The 17,126-nt window shown below is 71.2% G+C and carries 16 protein-coding genes; 6 read left to right on the top strand and 10 right to left on the bottom strand.

The features are described 5' to 3' along the window. Entirely contained in the window at positions 1 to 300 is a 300-nt protein-coding gene (locus MFF54_RS02565) for a hypothetical protein (protein ID WP_238301055.1), read from the top strand. A 59-nt stretch (positions 301 to 359) separates the two neighbouring features. Here MFF54_RS02565 and MFF54_RS02560 read toward each other — a convergent pair whose 3' ends face one another. Beyond that, a complete protein-coding gene (locus MFF54_RS02560; RefSeq protein ID WP_238301053.1) occupies positions 360 to 827 on the bottom strand; it encodes an Hsp20 family protein in 468 nt (155 codons plus the stop codon). Positions 828 to 1,024: 197 nt separating this feature from the next. Between MFF54_RS02560 and MFF54_RS02555 the strand changes: the two genes are divergently transcribed. Beyond that, on the top strand, positions 1,025 to 2,092 hold the full coding sequence (locus tag MFF54_RS02555) for an alpha/beta fold hydrolase (RefSeq protein ID WP_238301052.1): 1,068 nt from the start codon (positions 1,025 to 1,027) through the stop codon (positions 2,090 to 2,092). A gap of 32 nt (positions 2,093 to 2,124) precedes the next feature. Here the strand turns inward: MFF54_RS02555 and MFF54_RS02550 are convergent, their stop codons facing one another. From MFF54_RS02550 to MFF54_RS02525, 6 genes are all read right to left on the bottom strand, one after another. Further along, positions 2,125 to 2,649, bottom strand: coding sequence for a SixA phosphatase family protein (locus MFF54_RS02550; RefSeq protein ID WP_238301050.1), 525 nt, complete (start codon positions 2,647 to 2,649; stop codon positions 2,125 to 2,127). Further along, on the bottom strand, positions 2,649 to 3,629 hold the full coding sequence (locus MFF54_RS02545) for an aldo/keto reductase (protein ID WP_238301048.1): 981 nt from the start codon (positions 3,627 to 3,629) through the stop codon (positions 2,649 to 2,651). The genes MFF54_RS02550 and MFF54_RS02545 overlap by 1 nt, the downstream gene beginning before the upstream one ends. 69 nt (positions 3,630 to 3,698) lie before the next feature. Beyond that, on the bottom strand, positions 3,699 to 4,550 hold the full coding sequence (locus MFF54_RS02540) for an AAA family ATPase (RefSeq protein WP_238301046.1): 852 nt from the start codon (positions 4,548 to 4,550) through the stop codon (positions 3,699 to 3,701). Positions 4,551 to 4,637: 87 nt separating this feature from the next. Next, positions 4,638 to 4,790: a hypothetical protein gene (locus tag MFF54_RS02535; protein ID WP_238301044.1), complete on the bottom strand. Its 153-nt coding sequence runs from the start codon at positions 4,788 to 4,790 to the stop codon at positions 4,638 to 4,640. Positions 4,791 to 5,016: 226 nt separating this feature from the next. Continuing rightward, positions 5,017 to 5,664, bottom strand: a complete 648-nt coding sequence (locus MFF54_RS02530) for a hypothetical protein (RefSeq protein ID WP_238301043.1) — start codon at positions 5,662 to 5,664, stop codon at positions 5,017 to 5,019. Continuing rightward, positions 5,661 to 6,881, bottom strand: coding sequence for an ATPase (locus tag MFF54_RS02525; RefSeq protein ID WP_238301041.1), 1,221 nt, complete (start codon positions 6,879 to 6,881; stop codon positions 5,661 to 5,663). The genes MFF54_RS02530 and MFF54_RS02525 overlap by 4 nt, the downstream gene beginning before the upstream one ends. Positions 6,882 to 7,197: 316 nt before the next feature. Here MFF54_RS02525 and MFF54_RS02520 point away from each other — a divergent pair, with 316 nt between their 5' ends. Then, positions 7,198 to 9,048 carry a cation:proton antiporter domain-containing protein gene (locus MFF54_RS02520; RefSeq protein ID WP_238301040.1) on the top strand — a complete coding sequence of 617 codons (1,851 nt, stop codon included), beginning with the start codon at positions 7,198 to 7,200 and terminating at the stop codon, positions 9,046 to 9,048. A 12-nt stretch (positions 9,049 to 9,060) separates the two neighbouring features. Here MFF54_RS02520 and MFF54_RS02515 read toward each other — a convergent pair whose 3' ends face one another. Continuing rightward, positions 9,061 to 9,474 carry a hypothetical protein gene (locus MFF54_RS02515; RefSeq protein WP_238301039.1) on the bottom strand — a complete coding sequence of 138 codons (414 nt, stop codon included), beginning with the start codon at positions 9,472 to 9,474 and terminating at the stop codon, positions 9,061 to 9,063. A gap of 211 nt (positions 9,475 to 9,685) precedes the next feature. Here MFF54_RS02515 and MFF54_RS02510 point away from each other — a divergent pair, with 211 nt between their 5' ends. Beyond that, positions 9,686 to 10,861, top strand: a complete 1,176-nt coding sequence (locus tag MFF54_RS02510; RefSeq protein ID WP_238301038.1) for a vWA domain-containing protein — start codon at positions 9,686 to 9,688, stop codon at positions 10,859 to 10,861. Next, positions 10,861 to 11,295 carry a bleomycin resistance protein gene (locus MFF54_RS02505; RefSeq protein WP_238301037.1) on the top strand — a complete coding sequence of 145 codons (435 nt, stop codon included), beginning with the start codon at positions 10,861 to 10,863 and terminating at the stop codon, positions 11,293 to 11,295. Before MFF54_RS02510 ends, MFF54_RS02505 begins: the two co-directional genes overlap by 1 nt. Here the strand turns inward: MFF54_RS02505 and MFF54_RS02500 are convergent. Beyond that, entirely contained in the window at positions 11,286 to 11,606 is a 321-nt protein-coding gene (locus MFF54_RS02500) for a 2Fe-2S iron-sulfur cluster-binding protein (RefSeq protein WP_238301036.1), read from the bottom strand. The genes MFF54_RS02505 and MFF54_RS02500 overlap by 10 nt on opposite strands. 167 nt (positions 11,607 to 11,773) lie before the next feature. Continuing rightward, positions 11,774 to 12,106 carry an Hpt domain-containing protein gene (locus MFF54_RS02495; RefSeq protein WP_238301035.1) on the bottom strand — a complete coding sequence of 111 codons (333 nt, stop codon included), beginning with the start codon at positions 12,104 to 12,106 and terminating at the stop codon, positions 11,774 to 11,776. Between the two features lie 279 nt (positions 12,107 to 12,385). On the opposite strand from MFF54_RS02495, the gene MFF54_RS02490 reads away from it, so the two are divergent. After that, positions 12,386 to 17,126: apolipoprotein A-IV repeat region-like domain-containing protein (locus tag MFF54_RS02490; protein WP_506289937.1), on the top strand; the 4,741-nt coding region annotated here is incomplete at its 3' end.

Here is a 17,126-nt window from a genome sequence, read left to right as displayed (position 1 = left end):
ATGCGCCACGTCCTCACCGTCCTGTTGCTGACGTCGACCGTGACCGCCGCGCACGCGCAGGGGCGGCCCGAAACGACGACGATGACCTGCGGCCAAGCCCGCGCCACCGTGTTGCGGGCGGGCGGTATCGTCCTGGGCACCGGTGGTCCGACCTACGACCGCTACGTCCGCGACCGCAATTTCTGCGAGCCGACCGAAGTGACGCGCGCAGGCTTCGTGCCGACCCGCGACGCGCAGCGCTGCTTCGTGGGCTACACCTGCTTCGAGCCGGGCGTAGGCGACTGGTTCGGCGATTATTGAGCCCGCACGAAAACGCCCCGGCCGATGGCCGGGGCACCCCCTCACGCGGTCCTGACGGGTCAGGCCGCCTGCTGCACCTCACCCTCGATCGCCTCCGGCTTGCGGCCGGTCGCGATCTGGATCTGGCGCGGCTTCTTCGCCTCCGGGATCTCGCGGACGAGATCAATGTGGAGGAGGCCGTTCTCGAGCGCCGCACCCGTCACCTGAACGTAGTCGGCGAGCTGGAACCGGCGCTCGAAGCCGCGGGCGGCGATGCCCTGATGCAGCACTTCCACCCGGCGGGCCGTGTCGGCCTTGCGCTCGCCCTTCAGGGTCAGCGCGTTCTCCTTGACCTCGATCGAGAGATCGGCCTCGGTGAAGCCGGCGACCGCGACGGTGATCCGGTACGCGTTCTCGCCGGTGCGCTCGATGTTGTAGGGCGGGTAGCTCGGCACGGCGTCGGCGCTGACGAACTGGTCGAGGGCCGAGAACAGCCGGTCGAAGCCGACGGTGGAGCGGTAAAGGGGAGCAAGATCGAACTGACGCATAACATATCCTCCGTGGAGCAACATGCTTCTCTACATTCACGCTGGTCCGCCCGAGGGCCGGACCGTTGTCGTGCCGCCGTCTGGCCGGCACCTCAAGGATATCGGAGCGGCCCGATCTGCCTTCAAGAGCCGCAAGACCGCGGAACCCGCCGTCGCGACGAATTTTTTGCATCCCCTCGCTTGAGCCCGACCCGCCGATGCTGACCCTCGATTCCACGCCCGGCAATCCCGTCCCGCCTGGTGGCACACTGATCGGCGTGCGCACGCCGGACGGTCTGACCCTGCGGGCGGCTTACTGGCGAGCGCCGGCCCGGCGCAGCAAGGGGACGGTCTGCCTGCTCCAGGGTCGGGCCGAGTTCATCGAGAAGTACTACGAGGTCATCCGCGAACTGATCACCCGCGGCTTCAGCGTGGTCGCCTTCGACTGGCGCGGCCAGGGCGAGTCCGGCCGGCAGGTCGGCGACCCGCGTAAGGGTCATGTCGCCCGCTTCGACGATTACCGCCTCGACCTCAAGGCGATCGAGGAGAGCGTCCTCGTGCCGCTGATGCCGGAGCCCTATCACTGCCTCGCCCACTCGATGGGCGGCTGCGTCGCCTTCACGGGCGCGGCGGAGGGCTGGCTGCCCTTCGGCCGCATCGTCACCGTGGCGCCGATGCTGTCGATCCGCATGGTCGCGTATCCGGGTGCAGCCTCGGCGCTCGCCCGTTCGCTTCAGGCGCTCGGGCTCGGCCGAGCGTTCGTGCCGAGACTGTCGCAGGTGCCGGCCATCGGGGCGCTGCCCGGTCTGTGGCGGCGGCTGCGGGGCCGGCCGCACGTGCCCCACGATCCCGGCGCCTCGATCGCCACGATGCCGTTTCCCGGCAACCGGCTCTCGCGCGATCCCGGCCGCTACGCCCGCAACGCCGCGGCCGCGCGGGCGGTCGGTGCCGGGGCGGTGGGCGATCCGACCGTGGCGTGGCTTGCGGGCGCCTTCCGGGCCATGGCGCGGCTGCGCGACCCGCGGCTGCCTGCGCGCATCACGACACCGACCCTGATCCTGGGGTCGGGCGCCGACCCGGTCTGCGGCACGCCCGCCACCGAGCGCTTCGCCGCCCGGATGAAGGCCGGCACGATCCTCGTGCTGCCGGACGCGCGCCACGAGATCCTGCATGAGCGCGACCCGATCCGGGAGGATTTCTGGGCGGCGTTCGATGCCTTCGTGCCGGGGAGCCCCGTACCGCAGATCGAGGGCGAGGCGCGGCGGGCGGTCCTGGCGGTGCAGTAGCGCGCCGGCAGCCGATCCCCGCCGGCCTCCATTCAGTCCTCGTCGTCGCCGCCGAGATCCTTCGGCCTAACGAAGCGCTCCAGCCGCCCCGCGCCGCGGGCGAGGTCGGCCCAGCGCTCGCTCTCGAAATCGATCACCGCGAGGGCCGCCGTGGGGAACTGGGTGGCGAGGCGCTTGCGGTCGGCTTTCGCCCCGCTGCCGACGAGTTCCAGCGCGCAGTCCTGCAGGCCCGGATTGTGGCCGACGACGAGGAGGGTGCCGGCATTGTCCGGCGCGTGACGCACGACCTCGAGGATCCGCGCCGCGCTCGATTCGTAGAGGGCGGGGACCGTCTCGCCGGGATTGCCGTCGAGCGGCACCCGAACGGCGTCCCAGGTTTCCAGGGTGCGCTTCGCGGACGAGACCAGCACATGGTCCGGCCGTAGCCCGGCCTCCGCGATGTAGGCGCCCATCCGCGGCGCGGCCTCCCGTCCGCGCGGATTCAGGGGGCGGTCGTGGTCTTCCACGCCCGGCGGCCGGTCGGACTTGGCGTGGCGCAGGAGAATCAAGCGGCGCATCAACGGAAACCTACGACGGCGTGCGGGACGTAAGGACTTTCGAGCGACGCGATCTCCTCGGGCGTGAGCTTGAGCTCGAGGGCCGCGACCGCGTCGTCGAGATGCTGCGGCTTGGAGGCGCCGACGATCGGGGCGGCGACGTTCGGCTGCGCCAGCACCCAGGCCAGCGCCACCTGCGCACGGGGCACGCCGCGGGCCTCGGCGACGCGGGCCACCGCTTCGACCACCTTCCGGTCGGCCTCCGCCGTCGCGCCGTAGAGGTTCTTGCCGACCTCGTCGGTCTCCTGCCGGGCCGAGGCCGCGTCCCAGTCGCGGGTGAGCCGGCCGCGGGCGAGCGGGCTCCAGGGCAGCAGAGCCACGCCCTGATCGACGCAGAACGGGATCATCTCCCGCTCTTCCTCGCGGTGGAGCAGGTTGAGGTGGTTCTGCATCGTGGCGAAACGCGTCCAACCGTGCCGGTCGGCGGTGAACTGCGCCTTGGCGAACTGCCACGCGTACATCGAGGAGGCGCCAATCGTGCGCGCCTTGCCGGCCTTCACCACGTCGTGCAGCGCTTCCAGCGTCACCTCGATCGGCGTGCCGTAATCCCAGCGGTGGATCTGGTAGAGATCGACGTAGTCGGTGCCGAGCCGCTTCAGCGACGCGTCGATCGCCTGGAAGATCGCCTTACGGGAGAGCCCTCCCGCGTTCGGCGCGTCGGTCAGCGGATAATAGACCTTCGTGGCGAGCACGATGTCGTCGCGGCGGGCGAAATCCTTCAGCGCGCGCCCGACGATCTCCTCCGACGTGCCGTCCGAGTAGTAATTCGCCGTGTCGAAGAAGTTGATTCCGAGATCGAGCGCCCGCCGGATGAGCGGCCGGCTCTCGGCCTCTGGCATGGTCCAGGGATGGGGACCGCGCTCCGGCACGCCGTAGGTCATGCAGCCGAGGCAGATCGGCGACACATCGAGGCCGGTGCGGCCGAGTTTCTTCGTCTTCATGGGCTGGCTCCGGTCGTAACCCCCGCGTCCGGGCCCGTATCTGGGCCGGTCCCTCGCAAATGCGAGGGCTCAGCCGCCGCGGTTCTCGCGGCGCATCATGAAGGCGAGCTTCTCGAACAGGCTGACATCCTGCTCGTTCTTCAGGAGCGCGCCGTGCAGCGGCGGGATCAGCTTGCGGCCGTCGCGCTCGCGGAGCGTCTCAGGGCTGACGTCCTCCGAGACGAGGAGCTTCAGCCAGTCGAGCAGCTCCGATGTCGAGGGCTTCTTGCGCAGGCCCGGCACTTCGCGGGTCTCCAAGAAGACGCGCAGAGCCTCCTCGACCAGCCGGTGCTTGATGCCCGGATAGTGCACCTCGACGATGCGCCGCAGCGTCTCGGCGTCCGGGAACTGGATGTAGTGGAAGAAGCAGCGCCGCAGAAACGCGTCCGGCAGTTCCTTCTCGTTGTTCGAGGTGATGATGACCACAGGGCGCTGGCGGGCCCGCACGGTCTCGCCGGTCTCGTAGACGTGGAACTCCATCCGGTCGAGTTCGGTCAGGAGGTCGTTCGGGAATTCGATATCGGCTTTGTCGATCTCGTCGATCAGCAGCACCGGGCGCTCGTCCGCCGCGAAGGCCTCCCAGAGCTTGCCGCGCCGGATGTAGTTGGCGATGTCGGAGACCCGCGGATCGCCGAGCTGCGAGTCGCGCAGGCGCGAGACCGCGTCGTACTCGTAGAGGCCCTGCTGCGCCTTGGTCGTCGACTTGACGTTCCAAGTCAGCAGCCGGGCGCCGAGCCCTTTCGCGATCTCCTCGGCCAGCACCGTCTTGCCGGTGCCGGGCTCACCCTTCACCAGGAGTGGACGCTCGAGGACGATCGCTGCGTTGACCGCCGCGGTCAGGTCCGGCGTCGCGACGTAGGTCTCGGTTCCGGTGAAGCGCATCCGCCTGTCCCTGCTGTTCTGGTCGTCCGCGTCCGAGTTAGGCGGCGCGCGGACCGGGGGCAAGCGGCGGAGGGGCGGCGGATATTCTCAGGGATGGAAGGTCATCGCACGCAGCGAGGAGACCTTCGGCAGGCGCCAGACGTCGTCCTTGCTCGGATAGGGCTTCAGCATCGCGTCCACCGCGAGCGTGACCGCCATCAGCAGGATCGGCATGCCGACAAGCGCCGCGATCATGATCATCCCCAGCCCTCGTTGCCGCATCGAGCGGTCAATAGAGATGATCCTCCTCGGGTTATGGTTAACAAATCGTTAACGCGGAGCATTCGTCCGTTCATGGCCGGCGCAGCGTCTGCCGTCCGCGAAATCCCGGGGCGAAAGGACTGGTCATCTTCCGAGGCGGGCGGTCACGAGGCCTGAAGCCGGCAGCGGCGCGAGAGTTTGCCGATGCCGTTGCGCCCGTCTCGCCTCAGACCTTCTTCGGGTCGAACCAGATACAGCTCTTCGAGAGCTGCTGCAGGTTGAGCTGTGAACTCGTCTGCGGTGCGACCTGACCGTTTATCGCGATGTTGACCTGAGTCAGCACGTCGCTGCCGAACTTCTGCGGGTGCGAGAAGTAGCAGTATTGCGACTCCGGCACCTTCTCGTCGCCTTTGAACTGCCAGCCGGTGACGATGTTGCCGTCGAGATAGGGCACCGCCTTGAATACCGTGAAGGTGGTGCGCACGGCGGCGTTCCCGTCCTCGCCCTTGGATTGGGCGGCCACCACCTGGGCGATGTCCGGCCGGGTCTGTGGCGGGGCAGCCACGGGCTGGTCCAGCTTCAGAACGTTGTCGGTCAGCGTGACCTCGCCCTTGGTCTTGATCGTGACGTCGGAGAGGGCGGCCTGCATCGCCTGGGCGATCCGCTCGGCGGCCGACTCGTACTGGCTGAGATAGGCCCAGCCATAGGCGCCCGCGCCGACCCCGATGCCGGCGAGCGCCGCGAAGATGCCGGCCCCGGCCGCCCGGAACAGGAAGGCGCGCGCCGCGACGATGCGGGCCTCCGCACGGAGGCGACCGTTGACGTGCTGGGCGAGCACGACGTTCTCAGGTGTGCCCGCGGCGTGGATGGTCATGCACCGGCTCCGGCGCTGGCTGTGACAGGGGGGTGCTGGACAGGGCCTTGCGCACCCGATTGGGCGGGCTGGCGCCGGTCGAGCGGGATCACGGCTCCGGAGGACGCCTCGCGCTGCGGCTTGGCGGACGCGAGCCCGATCTCCTGGCGCAAGCCCTCGGTGAGCTGGTCGATCAGGTAGGGGCTCGCGGCCGGGTCGATCGTCACCCCGAGGTCGTCCTCGTCCATGAAGGTCTTGCGCACCGAGACCGCCGAGAGGGCCAGGATGGTCGAGGCGAAGGCGGCGCAGAGCGCGGGCACGAACACGAAGATGCGCAGGAAGGCGTGGACCTGCGCGTCGCTCACGTCGATCGGATCGACGCCGTAGACCATCGCGGTGAAGGAGTGCAGCTGCGAGCGGTTGACCGCGTTGCGGTAGGCCTGCTCGGCATCGGCGACGCGCCGGTCGGCCTGGCCGCGGTCCAGCGCGGCGCGGGCCCTGCGGGCCTCTTCCAGCTCCTTCGTCAGGGCGGCCCGGTCGGTGCCGGCCTTGGCCACGCTCGCCGCGAGGGTCTGTGTGCGCGGGTCGGTGACGCATTTCAGGTTCTGATAGCGCACGCCGCGGCTGTTGGTGCCGAACACCTTCTCGCAGCGCTGCGCCGGCAGGCTCGCGAGCTGGGCGGCGTTCTCGGTCGAGCGCTTCTCGATCTGGTCGAGCTCGGTCGTGTACTGCTGCACCCGCGCATCGGCCGCGCCGATGCGGTTCTCGAGGCTGTCGCGGTCGGCCTGTGCGTCCTTCAGCGCGGTCTTGGTGCGGGCCGCTTCCATCAGGCGGGGATGGAACATCATCTCGCCGAGCTGCGAGACCGACTTCGTGGTGACGCCTGCTGCGAAGATGATGCCGACGATCGCGAGCCCCCGCACGAACCACGAGCGCTGGGTGCGGGCGAGGATCCCGAGCGGCACGCGGCACAGCTCCACCGCCGCATAGACGAGCGGCGCCAGCAGCATGAAGTAGAAGGCGTGCCAGTCCCCGTCGCTGTAGACGCCCGCGAACAGCCACGCCCCCGCGAGCGAGGCACCGATCACCATGAACTCGACGAGGTAGGCGATCGCGACGTAGCCCCACTTGATCCGGTAGCCCTTCTCGACGTCGCGCTCGTGCTTCCACCGCTGGGACTCGAGCGACCAGGCGCGTCGTTCGCGCTGGACGTCCCGGCTCGGAGGTGACTGCAGCATGACTTTCCCGGGGCTCGAACGACGCGACGAGGGGTTGAGCTTTACCGTTCGTTAACAAGCTTCGGTATGCGCATAATGTGCCGTTTTTGCGCCGCGGTCGGGGGATCCACCGAAAGAGCCGTGCGGCGGTCCATATGCCTCACCCGGGCGCGGGGCAGGCAAGCGGCCCGCTCGGGTTGTCCCGACGCCACGGCCGTGGGATGCGCTGCCGTGTGCCCCGCCGAGACCGGGCCGGATTCCGGTTGCCCGAGCCGGTGGGTCCGCCCATGATCCCGGCCGATCCATCCACCGGACGCGGGGCCGGAACCGGAGCGCCATGCCAGAGGTCCATACCGGTTCCTACAAGGAGGCGATCCTCTTCCTCGTCACGGCGGGGATCGTTGTGCCGCTGTTCCACCGCCTACGGATCAGCCCGGTTCTGGGCTTCATCGGGGCGGGCGCGCTGCTCGGCCCCTTCGGTCTCGGTCGCCTCTCCGAGCAGTACGGCTGGGTCTCCCTCTTCACCATCGGCAACCGCACCGAGATCGCGCATCTCGCCGAGTTCGGCGTGATCTTCCTGATGTTCATGATCGGGATCGAGCTGTCCTGGGAGCGTCTGCGCACCCTCCGCCGGCTCGTCTTCGGTCTCGGCTCGCTCCAGGTCATCTGCTCCGCGTTGGTGATCGGCGCGATTCTGTTCGGGTTGAAGGTGCCGCTCGCGGGCGCCGTCATCGTCGGCATCGGGCTCGCGCTCTCCTCCACCGCGGTCGTCCTGCCGGTGTTGGCCGAGCAGCGGCGCCTCAACACGCCGACCGGTCGGGCGAGCTTCGCGGTCCTGCTGTTCCAGGATCTGGCGGTGGCGCCAGCCCTCTTCGCCATCGCGGTGCTGGGGCGCACCGACGGGGCCAATATGGGCGGGGCGCTCGCTCTGGCCCTCGCCCAGGCAGCGGTGGCCCTGGTGCTGATCGTGGTGGCGGGGCGCTTGGCGCTTCGACCTCTCTTCCAGCTCGTCGCCCGGACCAAATCGACCGAGCTGTTCATGGCGGCCTGCCTGCTCGTCATCGTGGCGACCGCGTTGACCGCGGCGGCCAGCGGCCTCTCCATGACGCTCGGCGCCTTCGTGGCCGGCCTCCTGCTCGCCGAGACCGAGTACCGCCGGGCGATCGAGGCGACGATCGACCCGTTCAAGGGCCTGCTGCTCGGCGTTTTCTTCGTCTCGGTCGGCATGAACCTTGACCCGGCTCAGCTCGTCGCGGCGCCCGGCGCGATCCTCGGCCTCTCGCTGGCGCTTCTCCTGATCAAGGCGGTGGTGGTGCTGATGGCCGCGCCCGCTCTCAAGATCGCGCGGCCGGTCGCCCTGGAGACGGCGCTGCTGCTCGGCCCAGGTGGCGAGTTCGCCTTCGTGCTCATCGGCGGCGCGGTGGCCACGGGGCTCGTGCCGGAGGAGGTCGGCGCGGCGGCGCTCATCGTCACGACCGTCACCATGATCATGATCCCGGGTCTGGCCGCGCTCGGGCGCCGGATCGGCCAGCGGGCGGCGAGCCGGCAACTCGGCCGGGCGCGGGCCGAGCCGCCGCCGGACCGCCAGCAGAACCGGGTGATCGTGGCGGGCTACGGACGCGTCGGCCGGCAGGTCGGCGAGATGCTGGCCCGGCACAAGATCCCCTACCTCGCCCTCGACGCGGACGCGGCCCGCGTCGCCGAGCAGCGCCGGCTCGGCAACCCGGTCTATTTCGGCGACTCGGCCAACGCCGAGCTGCTGCGCCGCTGCGACATCGCCACCGCCCGCGCGCTTGTCGTCACCCTGGACAACCCGCGCGCCGTCGAGGCAGTGGTGGCCGCCGCCCGCGCCGAGCGGCCGGACCTCACCATCGTGGCCCGCGCCCGCGACGCCCGCCACGCCACCGCCCTCTACGACCTAGGCGTGGACGACGCCGTGCCGGAGACGATCGAGGCTTCGCTCCAGCTCTCGGAGGCGGTGCTGGTCGATGTCGGGGTGCCGATGGGGCTGGTCATCGCCTCGATTCACGAGCGCCGCGACGAGTACCGCGCCATGCTGCGCCGGAAGGAGACCGACACCCGGCCCGTCTTCCGGGCGCGCCGCACGGTGGGTAAGCACGCAGAGCCGCGCGAGGCGCCGCGCGACGCGAAGGATGGGAAGGAGACGCCCGTCAGCCGGACGGCGTGACCGGCGCGCGCATCAGGCCGGTGCCGCCTCGAACAGGTCCGCCGGTATGCGCCGCCGCTGCTGCCTCCCCGTGCGCGTCTCCGGCTCGCACCCGTCCGCGTAGCGGCATCGATAGGTCACGGCATCCGGCGGTCCGAGGCCCGTGTCCAGCGGGACCGTTACGGTGTCGCCCTCGAAGCGCCAGCCGCGGGCGCCTTTGTCCCAGTACAGCCAGACCGTCCCGGGATGCCCTTCCAGCCGGAAGATCGCCGCCTTCCGCGACATCGACTGGAGATGGCGGGGCGCCAGCATGCCCTTGGCCCGGTAGGCCTCCTGCGTGGCGGCCGGCTGGCGCTCGACGAAGGTGTTGCGCACGATCTCGATCACGGCGCCGGGCCGACTCAGGAACCGCTTGAAATCGCGCATGTCGCGCAGGACCACAGACATCGCCGATCCTCCGCCGAACGCCGATCCCGAGAAAATCCGGATGTGACGAATGTGGGGATGCCAGCAGCAGCTTTCGTGACCTGGACCGACGCGAATACGCCGCCATCAACAGATCTTCGCCTCTATACACAGGAATCGCGGGGGCGCGGCGACCCGCGTCGCCGCGCAGGCTGCGCTTGACCCGGGCGCCCGGCCCGCGCGTTATCCGGCCATGCTGCTGCAGTTCTTCACCGCGCTCCGCGACGCGAAGGTGCCCGTCTCCCTGCGGGAGTACCTGACCCTCCTCGATGCTCTCGACCGGGACCTCGCCGAAAAGCGGGTCGAGGAGTTCTATTTTCTGGCCCGCACGGCGCTGGTGAAGGATGAGGGGCATCTCGACCGCTTCGACCAGGTCTTCGGGCAGGTCTTCCGGGGGCTGGAGAGCGTCGGCGAGGCGGTGGCGCCGAGCGCCATTCCCGAGGAATGGCTGCGCAAGCTCGTGGAGAAGCACCTGACCGAGGCCGAGAAGGCCGAGATCCGAGCGCTCGGCTGGGACAAGCTGTTCGAGACCCTGAAGCAGCGCCTCGCCGAGCAGAAGGGGCGCCACCAGGGCGGCTCGAAATGGATCGGCACAGGCGGCACCTCGCCCTTCGGCGCCTACGGCTACAATCCCGAAGGCGTCCGCATCGGGCAGGATGGCAACCGAAACTTCCGCGCGGTGAAGGTCTGGGACCGGCGCGATTTCCGCGATCTCGACGACACCGTGGAACTCGGCGCCCGCAACGTCCGGGTCGCGCTCAGGCGGCTGCGGCGCTTCGCCCGCACGGGCGCGGCCGAGGAACTCGATCTCGACGGCACGATCCGCTCCAGCGCGCGCCAGGGCTACCTCGATGTGAAGTTGCGGCCGGAGCGCCGCAACGCCGTGAAGGTGCTGCTCTTCCTCGATGTCGGCGGCTCGATGGACTGGCATATCGCGCTCGCCGAGACGCTGTTCTCGGCCGCGCGCTCCGAGTTCAAGCACCTGGCGCACTACTATTTCCACAACTGCCCCTACGAGGCAGTCTGGACCGAGAACGCCCGGCGCCACGACGACCGTACCCCGCTCCTCGACGTGATCCGCACCTACGGTCCGGACTACCGTCTCGTCTTCGTCGGCGACGCCTCGATGAGCCCCTACGAGATCGCGATGGCGGGCGGCTCGGTCGAGCACTGGAACGAGGAGCCGGGTGCGGCCTGGATGCAGCGCCTCCTCGACCATTTTCCGAAGGCCGCATGGCTCAACCCGGTGCCCGAGGCTCACTGGGGCTACACGCAGTCGGTCGGAATGATGCAGCGCCTGCTCGGCGGGCGGATGTTCCCGCTCACGCCTGAGGGCATCGACCGCGCGACACGGGCGCTCCTGCGGTGATGGCGACTGCAGACGGGGAGCCCGAAGGCGGCTTCGCCCCGCTCGCTCCGGAACTGGACGTCACGGATCTCGACGCGAGCCTGCGCTTCTGGTGCGGGGTGCTGGGATTCCGGGTCAGCTACGCCCGCCCGGAGGACGGCTTCGCGTATCTCGAACGGGCGGGCGCCCAGGTGATGCTGTGCCGCCGCAACGGGAACTGGGATACCGCGCCGCTGGAACGTCCCTTCGGCCGCGGGCTGAACCTACAGATCGCCGTCGCGGCGCTCGATCCTCTGCTCGAGCTCTTGCGGGCGGCGGGCTGGCCGCTGTTCCGCGAACCGCACGCGACGCGCTACCGCGTCGGCGACGGCGCGGTAGTCCTGCGGCAGTTCCTCGTGCAGGACCCTGACGGCTACCTGCTGCGGTTCTCCGAGCGGCTGACGCCTCAGCCCTGACGGGCCGGCGTGTGCACGGTGAGCCCGTCGAGCTCGGGCGCGATCTTGATCTGGCAGCAGAGGCGGGAGGTCGCGCGCACGTCGGAGGCGAAATCGAGCATGTCCTGCTCCATGTCCTCTGCGGGGCCGACCTGCTCGGCCCACTCGTCCGCGACGTAGACGTGGCAGGTGGCGCAGGCGCAGGCGCCGCCGCACTCAGCATCGATGCCCGGCACGTTGTTGCGCAGCGCCGTCTCCATCACGGTCGCGCCGACGCTGCCCTCGACGGTCCGGGCGGTGCCGGCGGCGTCGATGTAGGTGATCTTGGGCATCTCAGGCTCCGGGGTCGTCAGGCGTGTCGCCGAATGTCTGTCGCCAGGGTCCGTCGCACGGCGGCGCGCCTGCTTGGCGGCAGGGACCGCGGAATGCAAGCGCGCGCGGGGTGCAGGCAGGCAGATAGTGTGCCGGAGCCCGGTCTGCCTCCCGGCCGCCTGCGCCCTCACGCCGCGTCCGCGATATCGGCGAGCGCCCGCGCCACGGCCTCGCGCAAATCTGCAGTCCCGGGCTCCGACCCGGTCCGCAGCTTCGTCTCGATCGCCTCGCAGAGCCCGCGGATCTCGTTCGCGCCGACGCCTGCCGCGGACCCCCTCAGGGTGTGGGCGGCATCGGCCCGCACTGCCCGCTCGCCCGCGGTATCGGCGATGACCGGCAGGAGCCGGTCGCACTGGCCGGCGAACAGGCCGAGGAGTTCGGCGGCGAGGTCCGCGTCCCCATCTGTCTGCTCCGCGAGGTGCGCCCGGTCGATACAGGGCGTGTGCTTCGGACGGGTCATCGGAGTGTACTCCTCGGCGCGCGGGGCCCGCTATCCACAGTTGCGGCAGCCGTTCGGTCGCGCCGGCCCGCGCCTTGATGCATCATGGGGTTCTGGCGGCGGACGATGCGCCGGGACGGCGTGGTAACCATTCCGTTAAGGTTTTCCGGGGGCAGCACGGGAGTTCGGGTATCCGGGCTCCGCCGCGGCGTCTAAACTTCTTTGGTAAACGGGTAATCGCGCCCGGAGGCCGGATCTCGGATCTGGCCGCAGGCGCGAGGGCGTAACGGGGCGCGCTGCATGGCGACGGAAAAGAAGCTGAAGGATCCGGCCGAGGCGGCGCTTTCTGCGATCGAGCAGGCGCTGAACCTCGACGCCCTGACGCCCCCCGGAACCGATGCGCGGGCCGAGCCGCGGCTGCCGGATGTGGGCGATTCCGAGCCCCTGATGGATCAGGGCGGTCGGCAGATGCCGCCCCGTCTCGACCTCGACCAGCCCCTGCCCTCCGACCTGCCGCCCCCGGGGCGTGAGCGAGCCCGCCGCGAGGGCGGGCTGCTGCCGCCCGACCGCTCGCTGGTGGCCAACGACGACCGGCGCAACATCGGCATCCTGCAGCAGACGCTGCGCGTCCGCCCCTCGCGCAAGCCCTACCTGTTCGCCGCGATCGGCGCGGCGCTCTGGCTGAACGGGCTCGTGCTGATTGCCTGGAGTCAGGCGGGCGGCGACCTGAAGGGCTTCCTGACGAACCTCACCCCGCTCCAGGCGACGGTCGGAGCCGCCGCGCTCGCGGGGCCGGTTTTCCTGTTCCTCATCGCCGCGATGCTGGCGGTGCGCGCACAGGAGATGCGTCTCGTCGCCCGCGCGGTGGGCGAGGTGGCGATCCGCCTGGCCGAGCCCGAGAGCTTCTCGACGGACGCCGTGCTGACCATGTCGCAGACCGTGCGCCGCGAGGTCGCCGCGGTTGGCGACGGCGTCGAGCGGGCGCTGGCGCGGGCCGGCGAACTGGAGACCTTGGTGCGCGGCGAGATCGCGACCCTTGAGCGCGCTTATTCCGACAACGAGATCCGCATCCGCGCCCTGGTCGACGAGCTCGTCGCCCAGCGCGAGGCGATCGTTGCCAATGCCGAGCGGGTGCGCGGCGCCATCACGGGCTCGCACCAGAGCCTGAGCCAGGAGCTGGAGGGCGCCTCCGATCGCATCGTCGCGGCGATGACCGGTGCGGGCGACCGGGTGACCCAGGCGCTCGACGCGCGCGGTCAGGCGATCACCGCCTCGCTCGGCGAGGCCGGCGAACGCGTCGTCGGCGCGATGACGGGCCGGGGCGACGACCTGATCGAGCGCCTCGTCGCAACGAGCGACGGCGTGCGCGGCAGCCTCGGCGAGGTCGGCGAGACCCTGACCCGCACCTTTGAGACCCGCGCGAACGCGGTCACGCAGGCCTTCGAGACCGCCGGCAGCGGCGTCACCGAGCGGCTGGCCGAGAACGCCGCCCATGTCGCCCGCACGCTGGCCGAGACCGGCGCTGGCGTCGCCGAGGCGCTCGACCGTCAGGGCAGCGCGGTACGCGAGAGCTTCGAGCGCTCGGCCGGCGCCCTGGAGAGCGCGTTCCTCGCCCGCGGCGGCGAGCTGACCGATCGCTTCGCCGCCACTGGCACCGAGCTGACCGAGCGCTTCGCGGCGACCGGCGGGGAGCTCGCCGACCGCTTCGCCTCGACCGGCGGCGCGATCACGGCCCGCTTCGCCGAGACCGGCGCGGCCTTCACGCAGGATCTGGAGACCCGCGGTGCGGCCCTGCACGGGGCGATCGAGGCCGCCGGCAACGGCGTCGCGGAATCCATCGAGAGCCGCGGACGCGAGGCGCAGGCCGCTCTCGCGCTGGCCGCCGGCGCCGTGGTCGAGAGCTTCGCGTCGCGCACCGAGACGCTGCGCGACGACCTCGTGGCCTCCGCCGAGCGGGCGGGCGAGATCGTCGGCGGGCGCGGGGCCGAGATCGCCGCGCGCATGGAGGAGGTCACCACGCGCCTCCACGCCACCATCGCGGTGCAGGGCGCCGATCTGGAGACGCGCCTGGACGCCGCGGGCACCCGCGCGGGCGACCTGATGGCCGCGCGCTCGGACGACGCGGCCCGCACGCTGGAGACCGCCTTCGCCAATCTGGGCCGCTCGTTCGAGACCGGCGCCGACGAGGCGGTGGTCTCGCTGCGCGGCTCGGTCGACGGGCTGAAGGCCGAGCTCGATTCGAGCACGGCCGAGACCGTGGAAGCGATCCGCCGCAACGTCGCCGAGACGGCCGCGGCGCTGGGCAGCGGTGGCGCCGAGGCGGGCGAGGCCCTGCGCCGCGCCGCTGCGGGCACCACGGGTGAGCTGGAGACCCGCACCGTCGAGGTCGTGGAGATCTTCGAGCGGCGCCTCGCCGCCTTCGCGGGCGAGCTCACGACCCGCGCCGACGCCGCGGCCGAGGCTCTGCGCGCCAGCGCCGAGGGGGCCCACGGCGCGACCGCCGCCCGCACGGCCGAGCTCACGGCCGCGATCACCGCGAGCATCGACGCCCTCCGCGGCATCTCGCAGGAGGTCGGCGACACGATCGAGGCGCGCGCGACCGGCACGCTGCGTCAGCTCGGCGAGGCCGAGGCCCGCACCGGCCACGCCTTCGGCAGCCACGCGGACGCCGCCGTCGCGGCGCTCCGCGCCGCGATGGAGCGCCTCGAAGCCGAGATGGCGAGCCGCACCGAGACGGCCTCCGGCACGCTCGCGCGCGCTGCCGAGCAGGTCGGCGGCGAGCTCGCCGACCGCATGGAGGCGATCGAGACGGCCCTCGGCAATCACGGGCGCGGCGTCGTCGAGCTGCTCTCCAGCCACGCCGAGGAGACGCACAACCGCATCGCCGGCACCGGCCGCGACATCGTGCTGGCGGTCGCCACCCAGGGCGCGCGCATCGCCGAAAGCCTGGGCCAGAGCGGCGCGACCTTCGCGGAGACCGCCGACGGCCGCGTCCGCGCGATCGAGGAGACCCTCGGGAGCCGTCTCGCCGCCCTGCAGGAGACCATCGCGAAGGGCGACATCCTGGCGGACCGGATCGGTCGCGACACCGCGGGCTTCGGCGAGACCGTCGGCGCCAGGCTCGCCGAGATCGACCGGATCGTGACCGTCGCGGGCCCGGCGCTCGCCGACCGCATCGCCGAGCGGACCCGCGACGCCCAGGCCGCCGTCGACACGCATCTGGCCGCCCTGGAGGAGCGCTCGACCAAGCGGACGACCGAGATCGGCGAGACCTTCGCCAATCTCGTCAACCACATCGACGGTCATCTCGGTGCCCGCGCCACCGCCCTCAACGAGGCGCTTATCGTGCGCACCGGCGAGATGGCGCGCATCATGACCGAGGGCGGGCGTGACCTCGTCCAGACGCTCGACGGCCGCATGGGCAGCCTCGCCGACGCGGTCGCCGACAGCAGCCAGCGGGTCGGCGAGATGCTCTCGGCTCGTGCCGAGGAGATCGCCGGGCGGCTCGACCGCCAGACCACCGAGCTGGCCCGACAGCTGGAGGACGGCGCCGACCGCTTCGACACCGGAGTGCTCGGCCGCCTGGAGGCGATCGGCTCGGCCCTCGAGGAGCGCGGTCGCCTGCTGGACGAGCGCTTCGGCGCCCAGGCCTTCGAAGCGATCCGTCTGATCGAGAGCCGCACCGGCGCGGTGGACGAGAATCTCTCGGCCCGCACCCGCGAGCTCGTGGAGCTGATCGAGAGCCGCACCGGCGGCCTCAACGAGGCGCTCGCCGAGCGCGTCACCGGCCTGACCCAGGCCCTCGCCGAGCGCACCGAGAGCGCGGATGCCGCCATGGCGGCGCGCGTGCGCGAACTGGTGGCGCTCGTCGAGGAGCGCACCCGCGCCGCCGACGCCGACCTCGCCGCCCGCACCGAGGCGGTGCGCCTCGCCTTCGCCGAGCGCGCGGAGCAGCTCGGCCGGCTCGTCGACGAGCGCGTCGCCGCCATGGCGGGCGAGCTCGACGAGAAGGGCCGCACCGTGTTCGGCGCCGTCGGCAGCCGCATCACGGAACTCGGCCGCCTGTTCGACGGTGGCGGCAGCGCGCTCGCCAGCCTGATCGACCAGCGCGGCGAGAGCGTGCTCGCCCGCCTGCAGCAGACCATCGCGGATGCCGAGCGCATGCTGGAAGACGGCGAGGGCCGTCTCGGGCGCACGCTCACCACCCGCACCTCCGACATCAGCAGCCTGCTCGACGAGGGCGTGCGCACGGTGCACGACCTCCTGGACGACCGCACCGGCCAGATCCGCGGGCTGCTCGGCGAGCACGCCACCACCCTGGCGCGGAGCTTCGACGGGCAGATCGGCCCCCTGCGCGAGGCACTGGACAATCGCGGCCGCGAGGTCGTCACCACGATCGAGGCGTCGGTGGGCACCGCTGCCGAGGCGCTGGAGGCCCGCACCCGCGATCTCGCCGCCCTGTTCGAGCAGCGCCTGGGCGACCTTGAGGCCCTGGTCGACGGCCGCGGCGAGCAGCTCGGCCAATCGATGGAGGCCCGCACCCGCTATCTCGAGACGCTGTTCGAGCGGGCGCATGCCGCCCTCGACAGCACGGTCGGCGAGCATAGCCGGACCCTGTTCGGCTCGGTCGACGAGCGGATGCAGGCCATGCGCGCCCTGCTGGAGGAGGCGCCTGCCGCCATCGCGGGCCTGCTGGAGACGCGCGAGCGCGACCTCGCCCGCAGCCTTGAGCAGCGCATGGAGCGGCTGCACGCCCTGTTCGAGGACGCGCGCGGCGCACTCGACAGTGCGCTCTCCGAGCAGGGCACGCGCCTCGCCGGCACGGTCGAGAACCGTGTCCAGGCGCTGCGGACGCTGGTGGAAGAGGCGCCCGCCGCCATTGCGGGTCTGCTGGAGACGCGCGAACGCGATCTGCGCCAGAGCCTCGACCGCCGCGCCGAGCGGCTCCAGGCCCTGTTCGAGGAGGCGCGCGGCGCCCTCGATGCTGCGACCGACCGGCAGGGCGAGCACCTCGCCGGAGCGATCGAGGAGCGCATCCACG

The organism is Methylobacterium gregans, assembly GCF_022179245.1.
Classification (GTDB): domain Bacteria; phylum Pseudomonadota; class Alphaproteobacteria; order Rhizobiales; family Beijerinckiaceae; genus Methylobacterium; species Methylobacterium gregans.
Note: the sequence above shows the minus strand (reverse complement) of the source record. Positions and strands in the feature narration are given on the sequence as shown.